This window comes from Gracilibacillus sp. D59 (genome assembly GCF_052246695.1).
Lineage (GTDB): Bacteria > Bacillota > Bacilli > Bacillales > Amphibacillaceae > Gracilibacillus.
In genome coordinates this window covers 88,582-105,542 of sequence record NZ_JBQQCK010000015.1, presented here as the reverse complement: position 1 = coordinate 105,542, position 16,961 = coordinate 88,582, and the positions used below count along the sequence as shown (strand labels likewise).

Sequence of the window (16,961 nt, the reverse complement as noted above, 5' to 3'; positions counted from 1 at the left end):
AATCTCTAGTCTACAGCACTATAGAAAGGTGCATGCCTAAATAAGTTGGAACCGCCGTATACGGATCCGTACGTACGGTGGTGTGAGAGGTCGGATAATCAATTAATGATTATCCTCCTACTCGATAGGTATATAAATGTTGGTATCACAGCTTATGCACTTTCATAACCCAAGTTGCTAGGTCTGACTCGAAAAAGTTAGCTGAAGGGCAACCCCCATGGAAAGGGGAGTGGGCAGCCGGAGTGTTGGTTCAAACTGTCGATATATATATCATAATGGCTTTTCTAATGTTCTTTCCATTCGCCTAAGAAAATATGATATTATGGAAGTGCATACATAATTTACTATCCAAATACTATCAACTTTCACAAACTTATTAATGACAAGTGTATAGGAGACCAGATACTAAAAACAGACGACTGATTCGTATAAATCAGTCGTTTTTTATCTCATCCTCAAAAAATTGCCGGTCATTTAGTTTTTTCTGCAACTGATGTATCGATGTCTCAAAAAAATAAAAATGTATTGCATAATACAATTGGGGGAGGAATTATGAAAATTAAAATCGATATTGACTCAAAATATGATGATTGTTACGTGACGATTCAGGCAAAGGAATGGACAAATGAAGTTGATGAGCTGGTTCAATTATTAAAAAAGAAGCAACCTAAGAGGATTGTGGCTGTTCAAGAAGATCGATCCATTTTATTAAAACCAGAAGAAATAGATTTTGTGTTTGCTAGGGATCGGAAAGTATTTGCTGCGATCAATGGAGAGTTTATGGAGTTAAAAATGAAATTGTATGAAGTAGAAGAAATGCTTAAGAAATGTGGATTTATCCGCTTTTCTAAATCTGTTGTAGGTAATGTCAATCAGATCGACCGCTTTGAACTATCTTTTAATGGAACTTTATGTGTCTATTTTATATCTGGAAGTAAGGAATATGTGAGCAGAAAATATGTTCATGATTTAAAGGCACAGATTATGGAAGGGGGCGAATCTCTTGATCGCTGAGGGATTTAAAAGAAGTTTGATAGGTATTGCTGTAGGTAGTCTAATAACCTTCGCAGTAGTATCTTTCATGATTATGCTATCCGTCGAATCCTCCATACAAGAAATTTGGAAGCATTGGGTTGCGAGCATGCTGATCGGTATTTATTATAGTTTTGCTTCTGGCATTTTTGAACTAGAACATTGGAGTTTATTGAAGCAAACAATTGTGCATTTAACACTAACATTGTTCATTCTGTTCCCGATTATCATTATCGTCGGGTGGCTTCCTTTTGATCCAATGTCGCTAACAATTGGTTTAGGGATTTTTATTGTTACCTATTCTATTATGTGGTTAAGTATGTATTTCTATTTTAAAAGATTGGAAAGATCGATGAATAACTGTATAGATAAAAAGAAGTAATCTAGAGGAGGCATTGTTATGATAGATGTGCAAGGTGTTAGTAAATCATATGGTTCCACTCAAGCATTAGCTGACTTGCATTTTAAAATTAATGAAGGTAATTGTTTTGGGCTTGTTGGCCCAAATGGTGCAGGTAAATCTACTTTTATGAAAATATTGGTCGGTGTGTTGCAACGCTTTGATGGAGATATAAAAGTTTTTGATCATTCGTTAACAAAAGATCGATCAGCGGTAAAGGACTTTATTGGATATGTTCCACAAGATATCTGTCTGGAAGAATTATTAACAGCTAAGGATAATTTAATGTATTTTGGAAAGTTGTACGGCTTATCTGGTGAACATTTGCGTAAAAGAATCCGAACAGTCTTGGACCAAATAGGGTTAAGTGAGAAGGCAAATCATAGATTAACAGAGTTCTCTGGAGGGATGAAACGTCGTTTGAATATTGGCTGTGCCATACTTCATGAGCCTTCATTGATTGTGTTAGATGAACCTACTGTGGGAATCGATCCCCAATCACGGCATTCCATTTTTTCGCTTATTGAGGAATTAAAAGAGTTAGGAAGTACAGTTGTGTACTCTAGTCACTATATGGAAGAAGTGGAGCAACTCTGCGATAGTGTTGGGTTTATCGATAAAGGAGAGCTCGTCGAACATGGAACAATGAAACAGGTATTGGATAAACATCGTAGTGCTTCTATTTTTGTCTCTGCCGATGGGATCAACGAAGAAGAACTGTCGTCACATGGGATGACAATCAAGAAGAAAACTGGATTTACGGTTAATTGTGATGATCCCCTTTTGACAATGGGCAAAATGATTGAGCAATTCCGTAACAATGGGATTCATCCAGAGCGGTTGGAATTAAGTCAGTCAAGACTGGAAGATATTTTCTTTAATTTAACAGGAACCCAATTAAGGGATAATGGATAGGAGTTGATTGGAAATGTGGGCGATTACTACGGTCGAATTAAAAAAGAAGCTTCAGGATAAAGGCCTTTGGTTTTGGACGTTTATATTACCGATTATTTTTATCATCGGTTTTATTACGATATTCTCTGGCGTAAACAATATGGAACCAAAGCAATTAGTTACACAGATTGTCCCAGGTTATACCGTTATGTTTTCATTCTTTATCATGATTTCGATGGTCATTACATTTATCAAAGATCGAGATAGCGGAATGGTTGCTCGGGTAGCAAGTACACCTTTACCATTAAATCAGTTTCTTATCGGTAAATGGCTACCATTTATGATCGTGGTTATTATTCAGATTACCGTGTTATTAACATTCGGTGTTGTCGTCTATGACTTACCTCTAGGCGATCCACTTGCTTTGGTTGTTTTATCTCTAACACTGGCATTTATATCTACCAGCTGGGGGTTAGCAATGTCGTTATTAGTGAATACGGAAAATATGGGAATCGCTTTGACACAAGTTATTGCTTTAGGTGGTGCAATGTTAGGTGGGTTATGGATGCCATTAGAACTCATGCCGGAATATATGCAAACGATAGCTAAGTTCTTTCCACAATATTGGGGATTGGAAGGCTATAAACTCATTTTAGTGGAAAACGGTCAAATCATTGATATTTGGTTACCAATATTGGTATTACTGTCGTTTGGTGTTGCTGGAGGTTTAATTGCTTTCTTTGCTTATCCTCGTTTTTTACGGCAATCGAGAAGTTAACTAGTGGCTTCACATATGTTCAACATTTTGTGATATTTTCTTGTATGGACTCATAAAACAAGTACCTGCTTATTGTAGAAATAGATAGTAAAAGATACAATAGATAGGAAAGGTAAGGTGTTGGATATATGACAAATGAAAACAGTATGCCATTACCACCGAAAACTTGCAGTATTGACCGTTTGGTTACAATTCCAGCTGATGTGGATAAAGTGTTAAAGGGTATTAAAAGCGCAACAAGACGTAATGGCCGCTATGCAGATATCGGTGAAATGATGGAACTAAAAGATAAAAAATTCCGAATTGATAATGTGTATAAGCAAAAACTAGGCGAATTAACGGATGAAGACGCCAATCGAGAAGGATACGAAAGTTTAGAGGCATATAAACAAGCCATACTGTCGATTCATCCGAACATGCCATGGCTGCCTGAAATGGAAGTATGGGTACATGAATTCAGTGCTTTAGAATAAGGGATTTCCTAAATTGTTCAGACTAAATCTTATTTTTAAAAAGACTTCAAATAATTGGAGTCTTTTTCTGTTTAATTTTTCATATAAATGGTTAGTGTCTCTATAGTGAATTTGTAGCGGAAAAATATGATCGAATATGATTAAATAAAAAGAAAAGGACATTATATAAAGGATCAAAAGAAAAGTGTTGAGGAGAGAATGTAATGGATTTTTATTTCTATCTATTTTTTACACTATCTTATCTTATTTTACTAATAGTGGGGTTTGTTAAAAGAAGAGAGAAAAATATTATGAGGCTTACTTTCTTTTTGTACTTAGTCATAGTTGGTTTAATCGTTGACAATGCTATTATCGCTTTTGGAAAATTTATCGGAACCGGCTCCCTTTTGGAAAATCTCCATCTGTTTCGTTATTGGACACATGCGGTTATAACACCGACACTTATTCTGTTCTGTTTAGGTGTGTTGCAAAAGTCTGGTAAAAATTATTTTTGTACAACTAGAGCAATTTGGATTACTTTTACTTGTACCTTTGTGTTAATACTTATCGAAATTATTACAGTGGTAACGGTAATAGAGTTAAAGCCAGTTTTGGAATATGGTATACTCCATTATGTTCCTATAAGAGAGATAGCTGGATCTGTACTAATGATTATCATTGTTAGTTTAATCCTTCTTGTTACAGGTTTGCTTCTTTATATCTTTACGAGCTGGAAATGGATGCTTGCAGGTGCTATCATAATGGGAATAGGTAGTGCTCTACCAATCAAGGTCGAAAGTACAGCTTTTACAAATGCATTGGAGTTGGTGCTGATGATTAGTTTAGTTGCAACCGATATTACGTTTTCTTATAAGGAACAATAAGCAAAAACGTCTTATCCACCTCTACATGTGAAGAAGACGTTCCTTATTAGTCTACAAAAACCTGTAAAACAATGCTGTTATTACTGAGTTACCTTAGAAGTCATCTAAGTGCAAGGTTTATAGCTTCCTTGAACTGCAAGACTTCATGATGTTTCTCCATAATTAAGCCCCAATTCATAGGCTTTTTTTAGCCACTGTTCCATATGTCCAGGTTGTTCTTTAATGGTCTCATACAATAATTCGAATTTGGACGAGCCTATCCCACAATAATCCGCTAACCCAACATTAAAATAGTGCGTCATCATCTGATCATATTTTCTTTTTGTAAATCTTTCTATAGGTGCTCCTGCCAGGCTTAGCCATAAAACATGTTGATGTGGTAATCTGCCTGGTCCATAGGCAAAGCTATAATTCCAGACTCTGTCAATATATCCTTTTAACAATGCAGGCATGCTCCACCACCACAATGGAAAGACAAACGCTAAACCGTCGTACTGTTTCAATCTTTTCATTTCTCGATGTACTCTTGCAGAGAATTGCTGTTGATCAGCTCCCCAGTCTGGTTCATCTGCTTCTTTTAAGACAGGATCAAAATCACTGCGGTATAAATCGAGAATATCTACATCATGGCCAGCATCCTGCAGACCTTTTATCATGCGATTAGCAATTGTAAAAGTTAACGAATCTTGGCGGGGGTGTGTCACTACCGTTAAAATTTTCATATGATCTCTCCTTTGTCTGTTGTTTTTATCTTCATTTCATTATATAGTGGTTTTAATAATCAGTAAAATTGAAGTTTTTGATTGAATTAATCAGTAAAAATGATAATAGGAGGGAGAAAGCGTGGAGCTTAGACATCTCATTACATTTAAAACGATCGTGGAGGTAGGTGGTTTTAAAAAAGCTGCAGACCAATTAGGCTATGCACAATCCTCTGTAACGGCACACATAAAGGAATTAGAAGAAGAATTAGAAAAACCCCTCTTTGATCGGCTGGGAAGAAGAACGATCTTAACGCAAGCAGGTCGTGACTTTTACCCGTATGCGATAGAAATTATTGAACTCTATGCGAAATCGATATCCGTCGTCAGTGAAGGAGAAGAACCATCAGGATCATTAACAATTGGTGCTAGTGAATCTTTAATGGTTCATTGGCTTCCGGAATTGATTATGGAATTTACGCAGATATATCCTAACGTTGAATTAACGTTAAAGTCTCTTCAGTATGAAAATCTAACTTCACAGTTAAAAAATGGAGACATCGACATTGCTATGCTTGTTGAGATGCCCCATTGGCAAGTAAGTGAACTGCAAATTAATCAAATAAGCGAAGAAAGGCTATGTTATATCAAGAGTAAACGGAAGGAAGATAAGAACGAGCGGATGCTAGTAACTGAATATCAATGCAGCTGGCGACCGATTATTGATGATTATATAAAAAAAACTGATCATGTTATTTCTAAACTAGAATTACCTAGTTTGGAGGCTATCAAAAAATCGGTAATGTGTGGTCTAGGTGTGTCGATACTACCTTATTTTGTAGTAAAAGATGAACTTATTAACCAAGAACTAGAGGAAATAAACCAGACGATCAGTCAGTTAGGAATCTATACAGCTATTCATAAAGATAAATGGTTATCGAAGAATATGAAAGCTATTCTTCATGTAATAAATAGCACTAGATAAGTGCTCGCACGTTTAAACCTGAGGCTGTTGGCAAGAGGTAGGTCTTGCCAACACCCCCACGAAAGATAAACAAAATTCTTCCAAATTGGGACTTTACAGTTCCATTTTTTCATGTTTAAATGTAAGTGAGTAATCACTCATTTTGTGGATGGGAGGAATTCATGGATGTCTAAAATACTTGAAATGAACGAGATAGCTGTTTCATTTGGTAAAGAAAGAATATTAAAGGATATTAATTTATCTGTAGAAAGTGGAGAGATATTCGGCTTGCTAGGTCCTTCAGGGGCAGGGAAAACGACATTAGTGAAAGTTGTTGCAGGTATAATTGAAGCTGAAAAGGGTTCAGTGTTGTTAGCGGGAAAAAAGATGCCAACACTGAATTTAATGAAATCAATTGGTTATATGGCGCAATCAGATGCTTTGTACCATGAGTTATCGGCAAAAGAGAATTTAGCTTTTTTTGCAACCTTATATGGTTTGAAAAAGAAAGAGCGAGAGAAAGTTATTAACAAAGTCGCTGATATTGTTAATCTGTCCGAAGAATTAAATAAAGAAGTACGTCATTATTCTGGCGGAATGAAAAGAAGGTTGTCTTTAGCTGCTGCCCTTATGCATTCTCCCGACTTGTTGATTTTGGATGAACCAACAGTAGGAATCGATCCATTACTGAGACAGTCGATTTGGGAGGAATTTCACAAATTAAAAGAAAGCGGAGTGACGATTATTGTTACGACACATGTAATGGATGAAGCAGACAAATGCGATCGGCTCGCAATGTTACGTGAAGGTTCAATCATTGCTTGTGACACTCCTGATAATCTAAAAAGGGAACAGAAAGCTACAACGATTGAAGAAGCCTTTTTAGCATATGGAGGTGGTGTACAATGAATGTCATGGCAGTAGTGAAACGAATTATGCAACAATTTATGCGCGATAAACGGTCATTAGCTCTATTGGTCATAGCACCTGTGTTAGTAATCACCCTTATTTGGCTTGTGCTGGATGGTAATGACTATGAGCCTGAAGTAGCAATTGATGATGTACCAGCACCTATGGAAGAGGTATTACAAGAGGAATTTGACAAGGATCTTAAGGAAATGTCTGAAGAAGAAGCTAAGGAACAGTTGCAGGAAAGTAGTATCGATGCATTTTTAACCATTAAGGAAAATCAGGTATTTATCCTGTTAGAAGGTAGTGATGCAACCGCCAATAGTGCTACATTAAGAACGATACAGGAAGCAATGCAGTCAATGAATGCTAGTTCAAATGCAGAGCCTGTCATCGAATACTATTACGGATCTGACCAGCTTAACCTATTTGATCAGGTTGGTTCTGTACTAATCGGCTTTTTCATCTTCTTTTTTGTATTTATTATCGGTGGTATTTCCTTTTTAAGAGAACGCACTCAAGGGACCCTGGAAAAATTACTATCTACGCCTATTAAACGGTGGGAAATTGTTTTAGGTTATCTAATTGGGTTTGGGATCTTTACGATTCTTCAGGCACTTATCATTGTCAGTTATTCTGTGTTTGTACTAGATATTTGGATGGCAGGAGACTTTTGGCAGCTTTTACTTGTCACCTTCTTATTAGCCATTACAGCGTTGAGTCTAGCGACATTACTATCGTCCTATGCAAATAATGAATTTCAAATGATGCAGTTTATTCCTTTAGTAATCATTCCACAAGTCTTCTTTTCAGGAATTTTTCCAATAGAGTCTTTGGCTGAGTGGTTACAGCTTCTCAGTAAATTAATGCCATTAACCTATGGAGCGAATGCAATGCAAGCAATTATGATCAAAGGATTGGACATTTGGGATGTATGGCAAGATGTACTAATCATTATTGGTTTTGCGACGGTATTTGTTGTTCTTAATATCTTTGCATTAAAGAAGCATCGTAGGTTATAACTGTAGTAGAAGAAAAAGGTAGAGGTGAGAACAATGGGACAGCTTGATAATGAACTACTACAAGAATTATTAGACGTATCAGAAAAAGAATTTACACCAAAACAGGCAAAAATCGTGCAAGCCGCCATTGAAATTTTTTCGGAAAAAGGTTTTTCTGCTGCTTCCACTAGCGAAATAGCTAAAAGAGCTGGTGTAGCTGAAGGGACGATTTTTCGCCATTATAAAACGAAAAAAGATTTGCTTATCTCGATTGTATTACCAGTTATTTCAAAATTTGCTGTTCCATTTTTGGCGGAGCAATTTCTTAATGAAATTTTTGATGAAGAAGAGTATGAAGAAATGGATCAGTTTCTTCGTAAATTGATTCATAATCGATATGAATTTGTCCGAAAAAATACAGCCTTACTGAAAATATTACTTCAAGAAATGTTTTATCATACCGAAATTCAAGAAACCTTTAAAGAAATATATGTGGAAAAGATTGCACCAAAGTATCGAAACTTAATGAAGCAATTTTTAACAAAGGACCAATTAGAATCTATTCCAATAGAAACAATCTTCCGTTTAACCATTAGTACGGTTTTAGGCTTTTTATTAACTCGTTTCATTATTGTACCGAATTATGATTGGGATGATGAAAAAGAAATAGAGTATACCATTCAATTTATCAGAAATGGGATTAAAGGGTTGTCTTAAACTTGGAATGAATAAGAAAAGAGAATGCAACTAATATTATTACAAGAACTACTTGTGTTATGATAGGTCTAGCATTTTTTGTCTCATGAAAGGAGATAGTATGACGGTAACAACGAATGAAGGTTGGAATTTAGATAATAGTTATCAACGTTTACCAGGCATCTTTTATTCTCGTGTCCAGCCGACACCAGTAGAAGATCCGGAAGTCGTGATGTTTAATCATGCTTTAGCAACAGAGCTTGGTTTGGATGCTTCGAACTTGGAAGATAGTGCAGATATTTTTTCTGGAAATCGACTACCTGAAGCTGGGCTTCCAATTGCACAAGCATATGCTGGCCATCAATTTGGTCATTTTACCATGCTTGGTGATGGTCGAGCGGTTTTACTTGGTGAACATATTACCCCTACTGGCCGAAGAGTTGATATTCAGTTAAAAGGTTCAGGAAAGACACCATATTCCCGTGGAGGAGATGGTCGAGCGGCTTTAGGACCGATGCTTCGTGAGTATTTGATAAGTGAGGCAATGTATGGATTGAAGATCCCGACAAACAGGAGCTTAGCGGTAGTAACAACGGGAGAGTCTGTCGAACGTGAAGTTGTCTTTCCTGGTGCTGTTTTAACGAGAGTAGCAAACAGCCACCTTCGTGTCGGGACATTTCAATATGCGCGACAATGGGGAGAGAAAGATGATCTTCAGAAGTTAGCTGATTACGCAATTGACCGTCACTACCCGGAACTCAAAACCGATGATAATAAATATATATCTTTTCTAAAAGAAGTGATCAGGAAGCAGGCTGCGTTGATTGCGAAATGGCAATTAGTCGGTTTTATTCATGGTGTGATGAATACGGACAATGTGACAATTAGTGGTGAAACGATCGATTATGGTCCATGTGCTTTTATGGATACGTATGATAAAAGAACGGTATTTAGTTCGATTGATGTTCGAGGACGTTATGCTTACGGAAACCAGCCGGATATTGGTGGTTGGGATTTATCTCGTTTTGCAGAAGCGATCTTATTATTAATTGATGATGATGAAGAAAAAGCATTGGAATCAGCTAAGGAAGCCATTCAAGAATACTTGCATTTATATGATCAATACTGGTTATCAGGAATGAGAAAGAAATTAGGTTTGTTTGGTGAGGAAGAGGAAGACGACGGTCTTGTTCATCGATTGTTAGATTTGATGGAACAACATCAGGCAGATTTTACGAATACATTCCGTTCGCTAACATTAGGCCAGTTTGATGAAAAGGTGAGACTTTTCCAAGCGAACGCATTTAAACAGTGGTACGAAAAATGGCAAGCGCGATTATCAAGACAAAGTGAAACGACTGATCAGGCACAACAATTAATGAAAACAAATAATCCATCTATTATCCCAAGAAATTACCTTGTCGAAGAAGCTTTAGAAAAAGCAGTTAGTGAAAATGATTACAGTGTAATGGAAAAATTATTAGCTGCTTTATCGAATCCTTATGCCTACTCGGAAGAACAAGAAGAATATGCTATTTTACCACCGAAACCGGATGAACCATACCAGACATTCTGTGGAACTTAATATGAGCAAATCAGGACTGTCCCATAACTATGGGCAGTCTTTCTTATGGAGCCAAATATTTAACTAACCGTTAGAGTCCACTTAATCGACGATTATAGCTTGAAATTCGGCTCCCTCTGTCGAATAAAACCATTCTAATCGACGTGCCGACACGAAAAAGACATCACCAGGTCGAATAGAGCTCATCTAATCGACGATCCGACATGAAAATTGCATCCGCCCGTCGAATAGAATCCATTTTATCATCAGATTTTCTCTTATCCTCGATATAGTGCTACTGTTACGAAAACGTAATCATCTTCCTATTTGATTAATGGAAGCATTTTTGAAATAATAAATTATCACGGTGTTAATCATCCATAAAACCCCCACTGTTTATATGAACGAGAGTACTTTAAATATTAAGTGTATGAGGAGGACAAAGTAATGAACAGTATAATTTTGAAGAATCCTATTTTTTGGTCTGATGTGCCCGATGTTGATGTGATCAGGGTTGGATCTGCTTTCTATATGGTAAGTACCAGTATGCATTCGATGCCGGGCTGTCCAATTATGAAATCGCATAACTTAAGAGATTGGGAGATTGTCTCCTATGTGTACGATACGTTAGAAAATAATCAGGCACATCAACTGCTAGATGGCGAAGGTATATATGGCCAAGGACAGTGGGCGACGAGTTTACGTTATCACAATCATACTTATTATCTTTGCTTTTCAAGTAATGATATGAATCAATTTTATGTTTATCAAACAAAAGATATTGAAAAAGGTCCATGGTCACGCTCAGTGATTGAAGGGATTTATCATGACCCTGCGTTACTGTTTGATGATGACAGGGTGTTTGTTATTTATGGCTGCGGTGACATTCGCATTACGGAATTAACAGCGGATGTAACGGCGGTAGAACCAGGCGGTATTGATCAATTATTATTGGAAACGCCAAAGAAAAATATTGGACTAAGATGTGAAGGTTGCCATGCTTATAAATTAAATGGCGACTATTATTTACTTTTTATTGAATGGCCAACTGATGGCAATCAAAGAAGAAGACAGGTTTGCTATCGCTCATCAGAATTATTGGGAGAGTATGAGCGCAAGGTTATTCTCGATGATGATATGGGTTATCGAAATAAAGGGATCGCCCAAGGTGCTATTTTTGATACACCGGATAACGAATGGTATGCGATGCTGTTTCAAGATCATGATGCTGTTGGGAGAATTCCATATATCCTGCCTGTCCAATGGGAAAATGGCTGGCCGATGGTTGGAATCGAAGGAAAAGCACCTGAACAACTTGAAATTAATCTTCCAGATGACGAAGCGAAGCCTTTAGTGATCAGTGACGATTTTGATTACGAAAAAAATAAATTAGCTTTAAATTGGCAATGGAATCACAATCCGGATCAGCCCTTATGGTCGGTCACGGAAAGACCAGGATATTTACGACTAACAACCGGACAACTGATAAAGAGTGTTTTGACAGCACCGAATACATTGACACAACGAACGGAAGGGCCAGTTTGCAGTGGTACGGTTTTACTAGATGGATCAAATATGAAAGCTGGAGATGTTGCAGGACTAATTGCGCTTCAAAGTAATTTCGGTACCGTTGGCATCAAACGAAAAGAAAATGGTGAATATGCGGTCGCAATGACAATAAACGATGGCAAGGGACAAGAAAAAGTAGTGGAGGAAAAAACTTTTTCCAATAAGCAGATTCACTTGAAGATTGTCTTTGATTTTGATGATAGTGTTGATGAGGCAACCTTCCATTATTCGGTTGACGGGCACTACTGGCATCCAATTGGTGAAACGCTCCAAATGAAATATACATTAGATCACTTTATGGGTTACAGAATTGGTCTATTTAATTATGCTACTAGAGATACAGGAGGATATGTTGATATTGATTATTTCCAATATGATAGAGGACGCCACTTGAGATGATTGAGTCCATTCCGATGGTGAATGCAGCTGAAGTCATAAAGAAAATTGAAAAAGGATTTTCCAGGGATCAAAAATATATTCTAGATTATAAATACCTTTTACGAATATTTCCTGTCGAAGAGATTGATAAAAGAAAAGTAGAATTTGAAACGTTAAAGGAGCTAGCAGAAATTTCTGATTTTGTACCTAAACCAATAGAATTCGGCAAGGAATATATGATACTTACTTACCTTCCAGGTGAAGATGGAGAAGCTGTACTGCAAAATCTAACAGAGCAGCAACAATATAACGCAGGTTTGTCAGCTGGGCACGAGCTAAGAAAATTACATCATTTAGATGCCGCCCAAGACTACCCGCCGTGGTATCAAGTAAAAAAAGAAAAAAATGATAACTATTTAAATAATTTAAAACATCTTGATTTGAACAAAGATTTATGTTCGTTATTACAACGATACATTAAACGTAATGAACATATTATGAAAAATCGGCCAAATAAGTTTCAGCATGATGACTTTCATCCATCCAATTTGTTAATTAATCAAAAGAAATTTTCGGGTATTATTGACTTTGAAAGAATGGACTGGGGAGATCCTGTCCATGATTTGCAAAAACTGGGTTTTTTCTCTGTGCAAGTAAGTATACCTTTTACAAATGGAATTATTGACGGATATTGCAGGGATCAGCCAACTCAAGAATCTTGGGAGTTGTACACCTTATATAGTGCTATGCATGTGGTATCTGCGCTTGTATGGGGAAAAAAGATAAGTTCAGCACAAACTGATTTGCTATATCATTATTCTTTGCGTGTCCTTGAAGACCATGATCATTTTACTAAAGTGATCCCAAGCTGGTATGGAAAATAACGGATGTACATGTTTCGTCTATTTTGTCAATAAAATGTTATACTAAAATAAAACAAATATTTTGGAGAATGGACGGATATGGTGGATCAACAATATCAAACAGCTGAAAAGAAAGCACACACTTATTTTCAAGAATTAGTGAACCAGTTAAATGAGCCGCAGTTTACTGCAAAACTAAAAGAAAATATCCAAGCATACCAGCGACTGAAAAAATCATCCTTTTTGAATTATGATCATATAGCATTAACGCAAGATCAGCAATTCCTACAACAGCTAGCTCAAAAAGGAATGCTAGACAATTATTTACATAGAAGTATTTCTTATATTTACATGCGTGATTTAGGTAGGGACATCGCTTCACCAATGATGCAGCAAAGAATCGCTTCTGTAACCGAGGATGTCAAAAACTATTTGCATCACAATTCAGGCCGGGAATTGTTCAGTTTGGTGAAACTCTATCGTCTGGCAGAGAAGGAATCTTTAGAATCGACCTTCTTTTGGTTAATGAAGAAATTAAAGCATGTGTCCTCGCTTATTCCTAAAGGGCTGGACAAAGTGAATGCGCAGCGTAAATTGATCAAAATAATAGCAGGCGTACTGATGCATGAAATAGAAGAATTACAAGAAGAGACGTCAAAGGAAGTGAGGTCCCAACGCTTGGACAAAGCGGTCCGGATTGGTTATTGTTATGGGCTTACTTACCCTTTTATAGACGATTTATTGGATGCCACAGTACTTTCTATTTTAGAAAAAAGTCAGTTTGCGGCACTTATTCGCCATACTTTACGGACTGGAGAGGTTACTCCTTTTTCAGGGTGGGATGGCGATAAACGGGAGATTGTGGAACCAATCTATCGGGAATTAACAGATGCTTTTATCTATTTGGAGGACAATCAACATCCAGACAATCTAGATAATTTTTACCAAAATGCCTATTTATTTTTTCATGCGCAGGAAATAGATCGGAATAAGAGCTTAGAAAACCCTAATTATACAAACGAGGAATTGTATATCCCTATTATTTTGAAATCATCTTCATCAAGAATGATCGTTCGGTCCTTTCGATCATTTTCAGCCAATGAACAGGTTGAGGAGCATATGTTTTATTATGGGATATACAATCAGTTAGCAGATGACTTGGCTGATTTGGAGCAGGACTTATTGACTGATAGTGTAACGCCATATACTTATTTTCTTAAATATCATGATCAGCGACCGGATTTGATTAATCCATTTGCGATGTATTGGTCTGTTATTTCTTATTTAATTGATAACGTATATAAAGGTGATGAGAAAACTCGCCAGATCATCTTAGACCGTGCTACAAACGGCTTGAAACGATTGCGGAAGCGGTTAGGTAAGCAGCAATACAAGAAATTGATGCAAACTTTTTCTGTAAGCCCTACTTTTGATCCGTTTGTACAAAAAGTAGTAGATCGAACAACGAATGTTGCTTTTTTTGACAAGCTACTTCGGGACAAAATGATTGAAACACTACAGCAACAGGAAGTAGAGAAGGTGAAATTCCGAAAAACAATAGAAGGTGCGCGATCTGCGATTAACCAAATGTTAATCATTAAAAAATCAGATCAGGACGATATTGGGAATTATGCTATTATCGATGCAGCTAATTATAGTTTAATGGGAGATGCCAAACGATTAAGACCAATTATGACTTGGATAATGGCGACAGAAGGATTTGGCTTGGCAGGTAAGGATGTTATTCCATTATTGAAGGCAATTGAGTATATGCATACAGCCTCATTAATTTTCGATGATCTGCCTTCACAGGATAATGCTTCAATTCGGAGGGGAAGACCTACTTTACATGAAAAGTATAATAGCGCTGTGGCGGAATTAACTGCCTTATGGATGACACAAAAAGCGGTTCAAGAACAGACAAAATTACGAAGATATGATGCGGACAAGATCTTAGACTTAATATCCTATTCGACACGTATAACACAGGATATGTGCACGGGACAGATTATGGATCTCGAAGCCAAAGGGAAAGAATTATCTGTTGAGGAACTAAACGAATTATGTCTCTACAAAACAGGAATTGGTTTTGAAGCAGCATTGATGATGCCAGCTATTGTTGCGGGTGCACGAGCAGAAGTAACAGAAGTGATCAGGCAGTTTACCTATCATGCCGGAATTGCTTTTCAAATAAAAGATGACTTGTTAGACCTTGAAGGGGATTCATCTGTATTAGGTAAACAAGCAGGCATCGATAGTGAAAATAACAGTTCTACTTTTGTAACAGTTTTAGGTGAAGAACAGGCAAGAAAAGAAATGTGGAAGCACTATTGTGATGCAGTAGAAGCATTAGAAAAACTGCCACACAACATCCCATTTTTCCAACAACTCATGGATTATATTATACAACGAGATAAATAAAAAACGGGACATTCCCCTGTTCCCTGACCAAAAATGGGAACAGGGTGAATGTCCTATTATTTTTCTTCTCGTTTTATTTTTAGGAATTTATTGGTTTCTGCCACAACAATGCCAGATAGCGCCAGCAGACCAATTAAGTTTGGAAAGGCCATTAAGCCGTTCATGACATCAGAGAAGTTGAATACTACATCTAGTGATACAACTGCACCGATAAAGACAAAGGCGATGAAAACGTAGCGATAGACTTTGACACCTTTGGCACCCAGCAGGTAATGGACAGATTTCTCACCGTAATAGGACCAACCGAGAATGGTCGAAAAGGTAAAGAATAATATACCAAAAGTGACGATATATGAGCCTGTTGACCCTAGAAATTGAGAAAAGGAAGCACTTGTTAATGCTGATCCATCCAATCCGCCATCCCATTGTCCTGCCATTACAATCGTAATACCGGTAATCGAACAAACAATAATAGTATCAAAGAAAACTTGTGTCATAGAAACCAATGCTTGTCTAGCAGGATAATCTGTTCGGGCAGCAGCTGCGGCAATTGGTGCAGAACCTAAACCAGCTTCATTGGAGAATACACCGCGTGCAACCCCATAGCGGATTACTGTACCAAGTAAACCACCGCTAATAGCATTACCAGTAAAAGCATCCTTGAAAATAAATGCAATCGCGCCAGGGACTAAATCAAAATTTAATACAATGAGAATAAGTCCGCCTAAAATATAAAATGCACCCATCACCGGAACAAAGAAGGCAGTTACTTTACCGATACTTTTAATTCCGCCAATGATAACTAAAGCGGCTAATACAGCAAAAACAATACCAGTAATAAATGGACTAATAGAAAAAGATTCCTCTAAAGAAGCAGCTGCCGTATTAGACTGCACCATATTACCAATACCGAATGCAGCAATTGAAGCAAATATCGCAAATAATACACCTAAAAATTTACCGATTGTTTTGTTTTTAAGCCCTCGTTCTAGATAGTACATCGGACCGCCGGACATTTCGCCGTTTTCATTTTCAACACGGAATTTGACGGCTAACAATGCTTCTGCATATTTGGTAGCCATCCCGACTAAAGCGGTAATCCACATCCAAAAGACAGCACCAGGACCACCCCAAACAACTGCTGTTGCCACACCAGCAATATTACCGGTACCAATGGTTGCTGCCATCGCTGTTGTTAATGCTTCATAATGACTAATATCCCCTTTGGATGTTTTATCCTGATTTTTACTGAAGGATAGCTTTAAGGCATAAGGCAACAGTTTAAATTGCAGGAAAAATAAACGGAAGGTTAAATATAAACCTGTTCCAACCAGTAGAATGAGAAGAGGAGGTCCCCATACCCAGCCACCAATTTCACCAAGTAGCTCGGCACCTTCATCGTTAATTACTTTTAACCACTCCAACAAAAAATCCATTACACTTCCCTCCTTTATT

16 protein-coding genes are annotated in these 16,961 nt (G+C 37.2%); 14 read left to right on the top strand and 2 right to left on the bottom strand.

The window, feature by feature from the left end; genetic code table 11:
• Positions 1–552: 552 nt before the first annotated feature.
• The 6 genes from ACTWP4_RS20010 (at position 553) to ACTWP4_RS19985 (ending at position 4,440) form a co-directional block, all read left to right on the top strand.
• On the top strand, positions 553–1,014 hold the full coding sequence (locus ACTWP4_RS20010; RefSeq protein WP_443130562.1) for a LytTR family DNA-binding domain-containing protein: 462 nt from the start codon (positions 553–555) through the stop codon (positions 1,012–1,014).
• Positions 1,004–1,414 (top strand): DUF3021 domain-containing protein, encoded by a 411-nt coding sequence (locus tag ACTWP4_RS20005; protein WP_443130561.1) that lies wholly within the window; start codon positions 1,004–1,006, stop codon positions 1,412–1,414. The genes ACTWP4_RS20010 and ACTWP4_RS20005 overlap by 11 nt, the downstream gene beginning before the upstream one ends.
• Before the next feature lie 18 nt (positions 1,415–1,432).
• Positions 1,433–2,347, top strand: a complete 915-nt coding sequence (locus tag ACTWP4_RS20000) for an ABC transporter ATP-binding protein (RefSeq protein WP_443130560.1) — start codon at positions 1,433–1,435, stop codon at positions 2,345–2,347.
• 13 nt (positions 2,348–2,360) lie between these two features.
• Positions 2,361–3,104 carry an ABC transporter permease gene (locus ACTWP4_RS19995; protein WP_443130559.1) on the top strand — a complete coding sequence of 248 codons (744 nt, stop codon included), beginning with the start codon at positions 2,361–2,363 and terminating at the stop codon, positions 3,102–3,104.
• A gap of 128 nt (positions 3,105–3,232) precedes the next feature.
• Positions 3,233–3,577 (top strand): ASCH domain-containing protein, encoded by a 345-nt coding sequence (locus tag ACTWP4_RS19990; protein WP_443130558.1) that lies wholly within the window; start codon positions 3,233–3,235, stop codon positions 3,575–3,577.
• A 203-nt stretch (positions 3,578–3,780) separates the two neighbouring features.
• The gene (locus tag ACTWP4_RS19985) at positions 3,781–4,440 is read left to right on the top strand and encodes a hypothetical protein (protein ID WP_443130557.1); all 660 of its coding nucleotides are present in this window, start codon (positions 3,781–3,783) and stop codon (positions 4,438–4,440) included.
• 143 nt (positions 4,441–4,583) lie between these two features.
• Here the strand turns inward: ACTWP4_RS19985 and ACTWP4_RS19980 are convergent, their stop codons facing one another.
• Complete coding sequence (locus ACTWP4_RS19980; RefSeq protein WP_443130556.1) at positions 4,584–5,162, bottom strand: NAD(P)H oxidoreductase; 579 nt, start codon at positions 5,160–5,162, stop codon at positions 4,584–4,586.
• 121 nt (positions 5,163–5,283) lie between these two features.
• Here ACTWP4_RS19980 and ACTWP4_RS19975 point away from each other — a divergent pair, with 121 nt between their 5' ends.
• The 8 genes from ACTWP4_RS19975 (at position 5,284) to ACTWP4_RS19940 (ending at position 15,506) form a co-directional block, all read left to right on the top strand.
• Positions 5,284–6,126, top strand: a complete 843-nt coding sequence (locus ACTWP4_RS19975; protein WP_443130555.1) for a LysR family transcriptional regulator — start codon at positions 5,284–5,286, stop codon at positions 6,124–6,126.
• Between the two features lie 165 nt (positions 6,127–6,291).
• On the top strand, positions 6,292–7,014 hold the full coding sequence (locus ACTWP4_RS19970) for an ABC transporter ATP-binding protein (protein ID WP_443130554.1): 723 nt from the start codon (positions 6,292–6,294) through the stop codon (positions 7,012–7,014).
• Positions 7,011–8,036 (top strand): ABC transporter permease, encoded by a 1,026-nt coding sequence (locus ACTWP4_RS19965; protein WP_443130553.1) that lies wholly within the window; start codon positions 7,011–7,013, stop codon positions 8,034–8,036. The genes ACTWP4_RS19970 and ACTWP4_RS19965 overlap by 4 nt, the downstream gene beginning before the upstream one ends.
• 33 nt (positions 8,037–8,069) lie before the next feature.
• The gene (locus tag ACTWP4_RS19960; protein WP_443130552.1) at positions 8,070–8,732 is read left to right on the top strand and encodes a TetR/AcrR family transcriptional regulator; all 663 of its coding nucleotides are present in this window, start codon (positions 8,070–8,072) and stop codon (positions 8,730–8,732) included.
• Between the two features lie 100 nt (positions 8,733–8,832).
• On the top strand, positions 8,833–10,296 hold the full coding sequence (locus ACTWP4_RS19955; protein WP_443130551.1) for a protein adenylyltransferase SelO: 1,464 nt from the start codon (positions 8,833–8,835) through the stop codon (positions 10,294–10,296).
• A gap of 426 nt (positions 10,297–10,722) precedes the next feature.
• Complete coding sequence (locus ACTWP4_RS19950) at positions 10,723–12,243, top strand: glycoside hydrolase family 43 protein (RefSeq protein ID WP_443130550.1); 1,521 nt, start codon at positions 10,723–10,725, stop codon at positions 12,241–12,243.
• On the top strand, positions 12,240–13,106 hold the full coding sequence (locus tag ACTWP4_RS19945; protein WP_443130549.1) for a phosphotransferase family protein: 867 nt from the start codon (positions 12,240–12,242) through the stop codon (positions 13,104–13,106). Before ACTWP4_RS19950 ends, ACTWP4_RS19945 begins: the two co-directional genes overlap by 4 nt.
• 78 nt (positions 13,107–13,184) lie before the next feature.
• On the top strand, positions 13,185–15,506 hold the full coding sequence (locus tag ACTWP4_RS19940) for a polyprenyl synthetase family protein (RefSeq protein WP_443130548.1): 2,322 nt from the start codon (positions 13,185–13,187) through the stop codon (positions 15,504–15,506).
• 56 nt (positions 15,507–15,562) lie between these two features.
• Here the strand turns inward: ACTWP4_RS19940 and ACTWP4_RS19935 are convergent, their stop codons facing one another.
• Positions 15,563–16,942, bottom strand: a complete 1,380-nt coding sequence (locus ACTWP4_RS19935) for an alanine/glycine:cation symporter family protein (RefSeq protein ID WP_443130547.1) — start codon at positions 16,940–16,942, stop codon at positions 15,563–15,565.
• Positions 16,943–16,961: the final 19 nt, after the last annotated feature.

Bases quoted from the DNA above. Each gene is read 5' to 3' on its own strand.
- ACTWP4_RS20010 (WP_443130562.1), top strand. From the start codon at position 553: ATGAAAATTAAAATCGATATTGACTCAAAATATGATGATTGTTACGTG.
- ACTWP4_RS20000 (WP_443130560.1), top strand. From the start codon at position 1,433: ATGATAGATGTGCAAGGTGTTAGTAAATCATATGGTTCCACTCAAGCA.
- ACTWP4_RS19995 (WP_443130559.1), top strand. From the start codon at position 2,361: ATGTGGGCGATTACTACGGTCGAATTAAAAAAGAAGCTTCAGGATAAA.
- ACTWP4_RS19990 (WP_443130558.1), top strand. From the start codon at position 3,233: ATGACAAATGAAAACAGTATGCCATTACCACCGAAAACTTGCAGTATT.
- ACTWP4_RS19985 (WP_443130557.1), top strand. From the start codon at position 3,781: ATGGATTTTTATTTCTATCTATTTTTTACACTATCTTATCTTATTTTA.
- ACTWP4_RS19980 (WP_443130556.1), bottom strand. From the start codon at position 5,162: ATGAAAATTTTAACGGTAGTGACACACCCCCGCCAAGATTCGTTAACT.
- ACTWP4_RS19970 (WP_443130554.1), top strand. From the start codon at position 6,292: ATGTCTAAAATACTTGAAATGAACGAGATAGCTGTTTCATTTGGTAAA.
- ACTWP4_RS19965 (WP_443130553.1), top strand. From the start codon at position 7,011: ATGAATGTCATGGCAGTAGTGAAACGAATTATGCAACAATTTATGCGC.
- ACTWP4_RS19960 (WP_443130552.1), top strand. From the start codon at position 8,070: ATGGGACAGCTTGATAATGAACTACTACAAGAATTATTAGACGTATCA.
- ACTWP4_RS19955 (WP_443130551.1), top strand. From the start codon at position 8,833: ATGACGGTAACAACGAATGAAGGTTGGAATTTAGATAATAGTTATCAA.
- ACTWP4_RS19950 (WP_443130550.1), top strand. From the start codon at position 10,723: ATGAACAGTATAATTTTGAAGAATCCTATTTTTTGGTCTGATGTGCCC.
- ACTWP4_RS19945 (WP_443130549.1), top strand. From the start codon at position 12,240: ATGATTGAGTCCATTCCGATGGTGAATGCAGCTGAAGTCATAAAGAAA.
- ACTWP4_RS19940 (WP_443130548.1), top strand. From the start codon at position 13,185: ATGGTGGATCAACAATATCAAACAGCTGAAAAGAAAGCACACACTTAT.
- ACTWP4_RS19935 (WP_443130547.1), bottom strand. From the start codon at position 16,942: ATGGATTTTTTGTTGGAGTGGTTAAAAGTAATTAACGATGAAGGTGCC.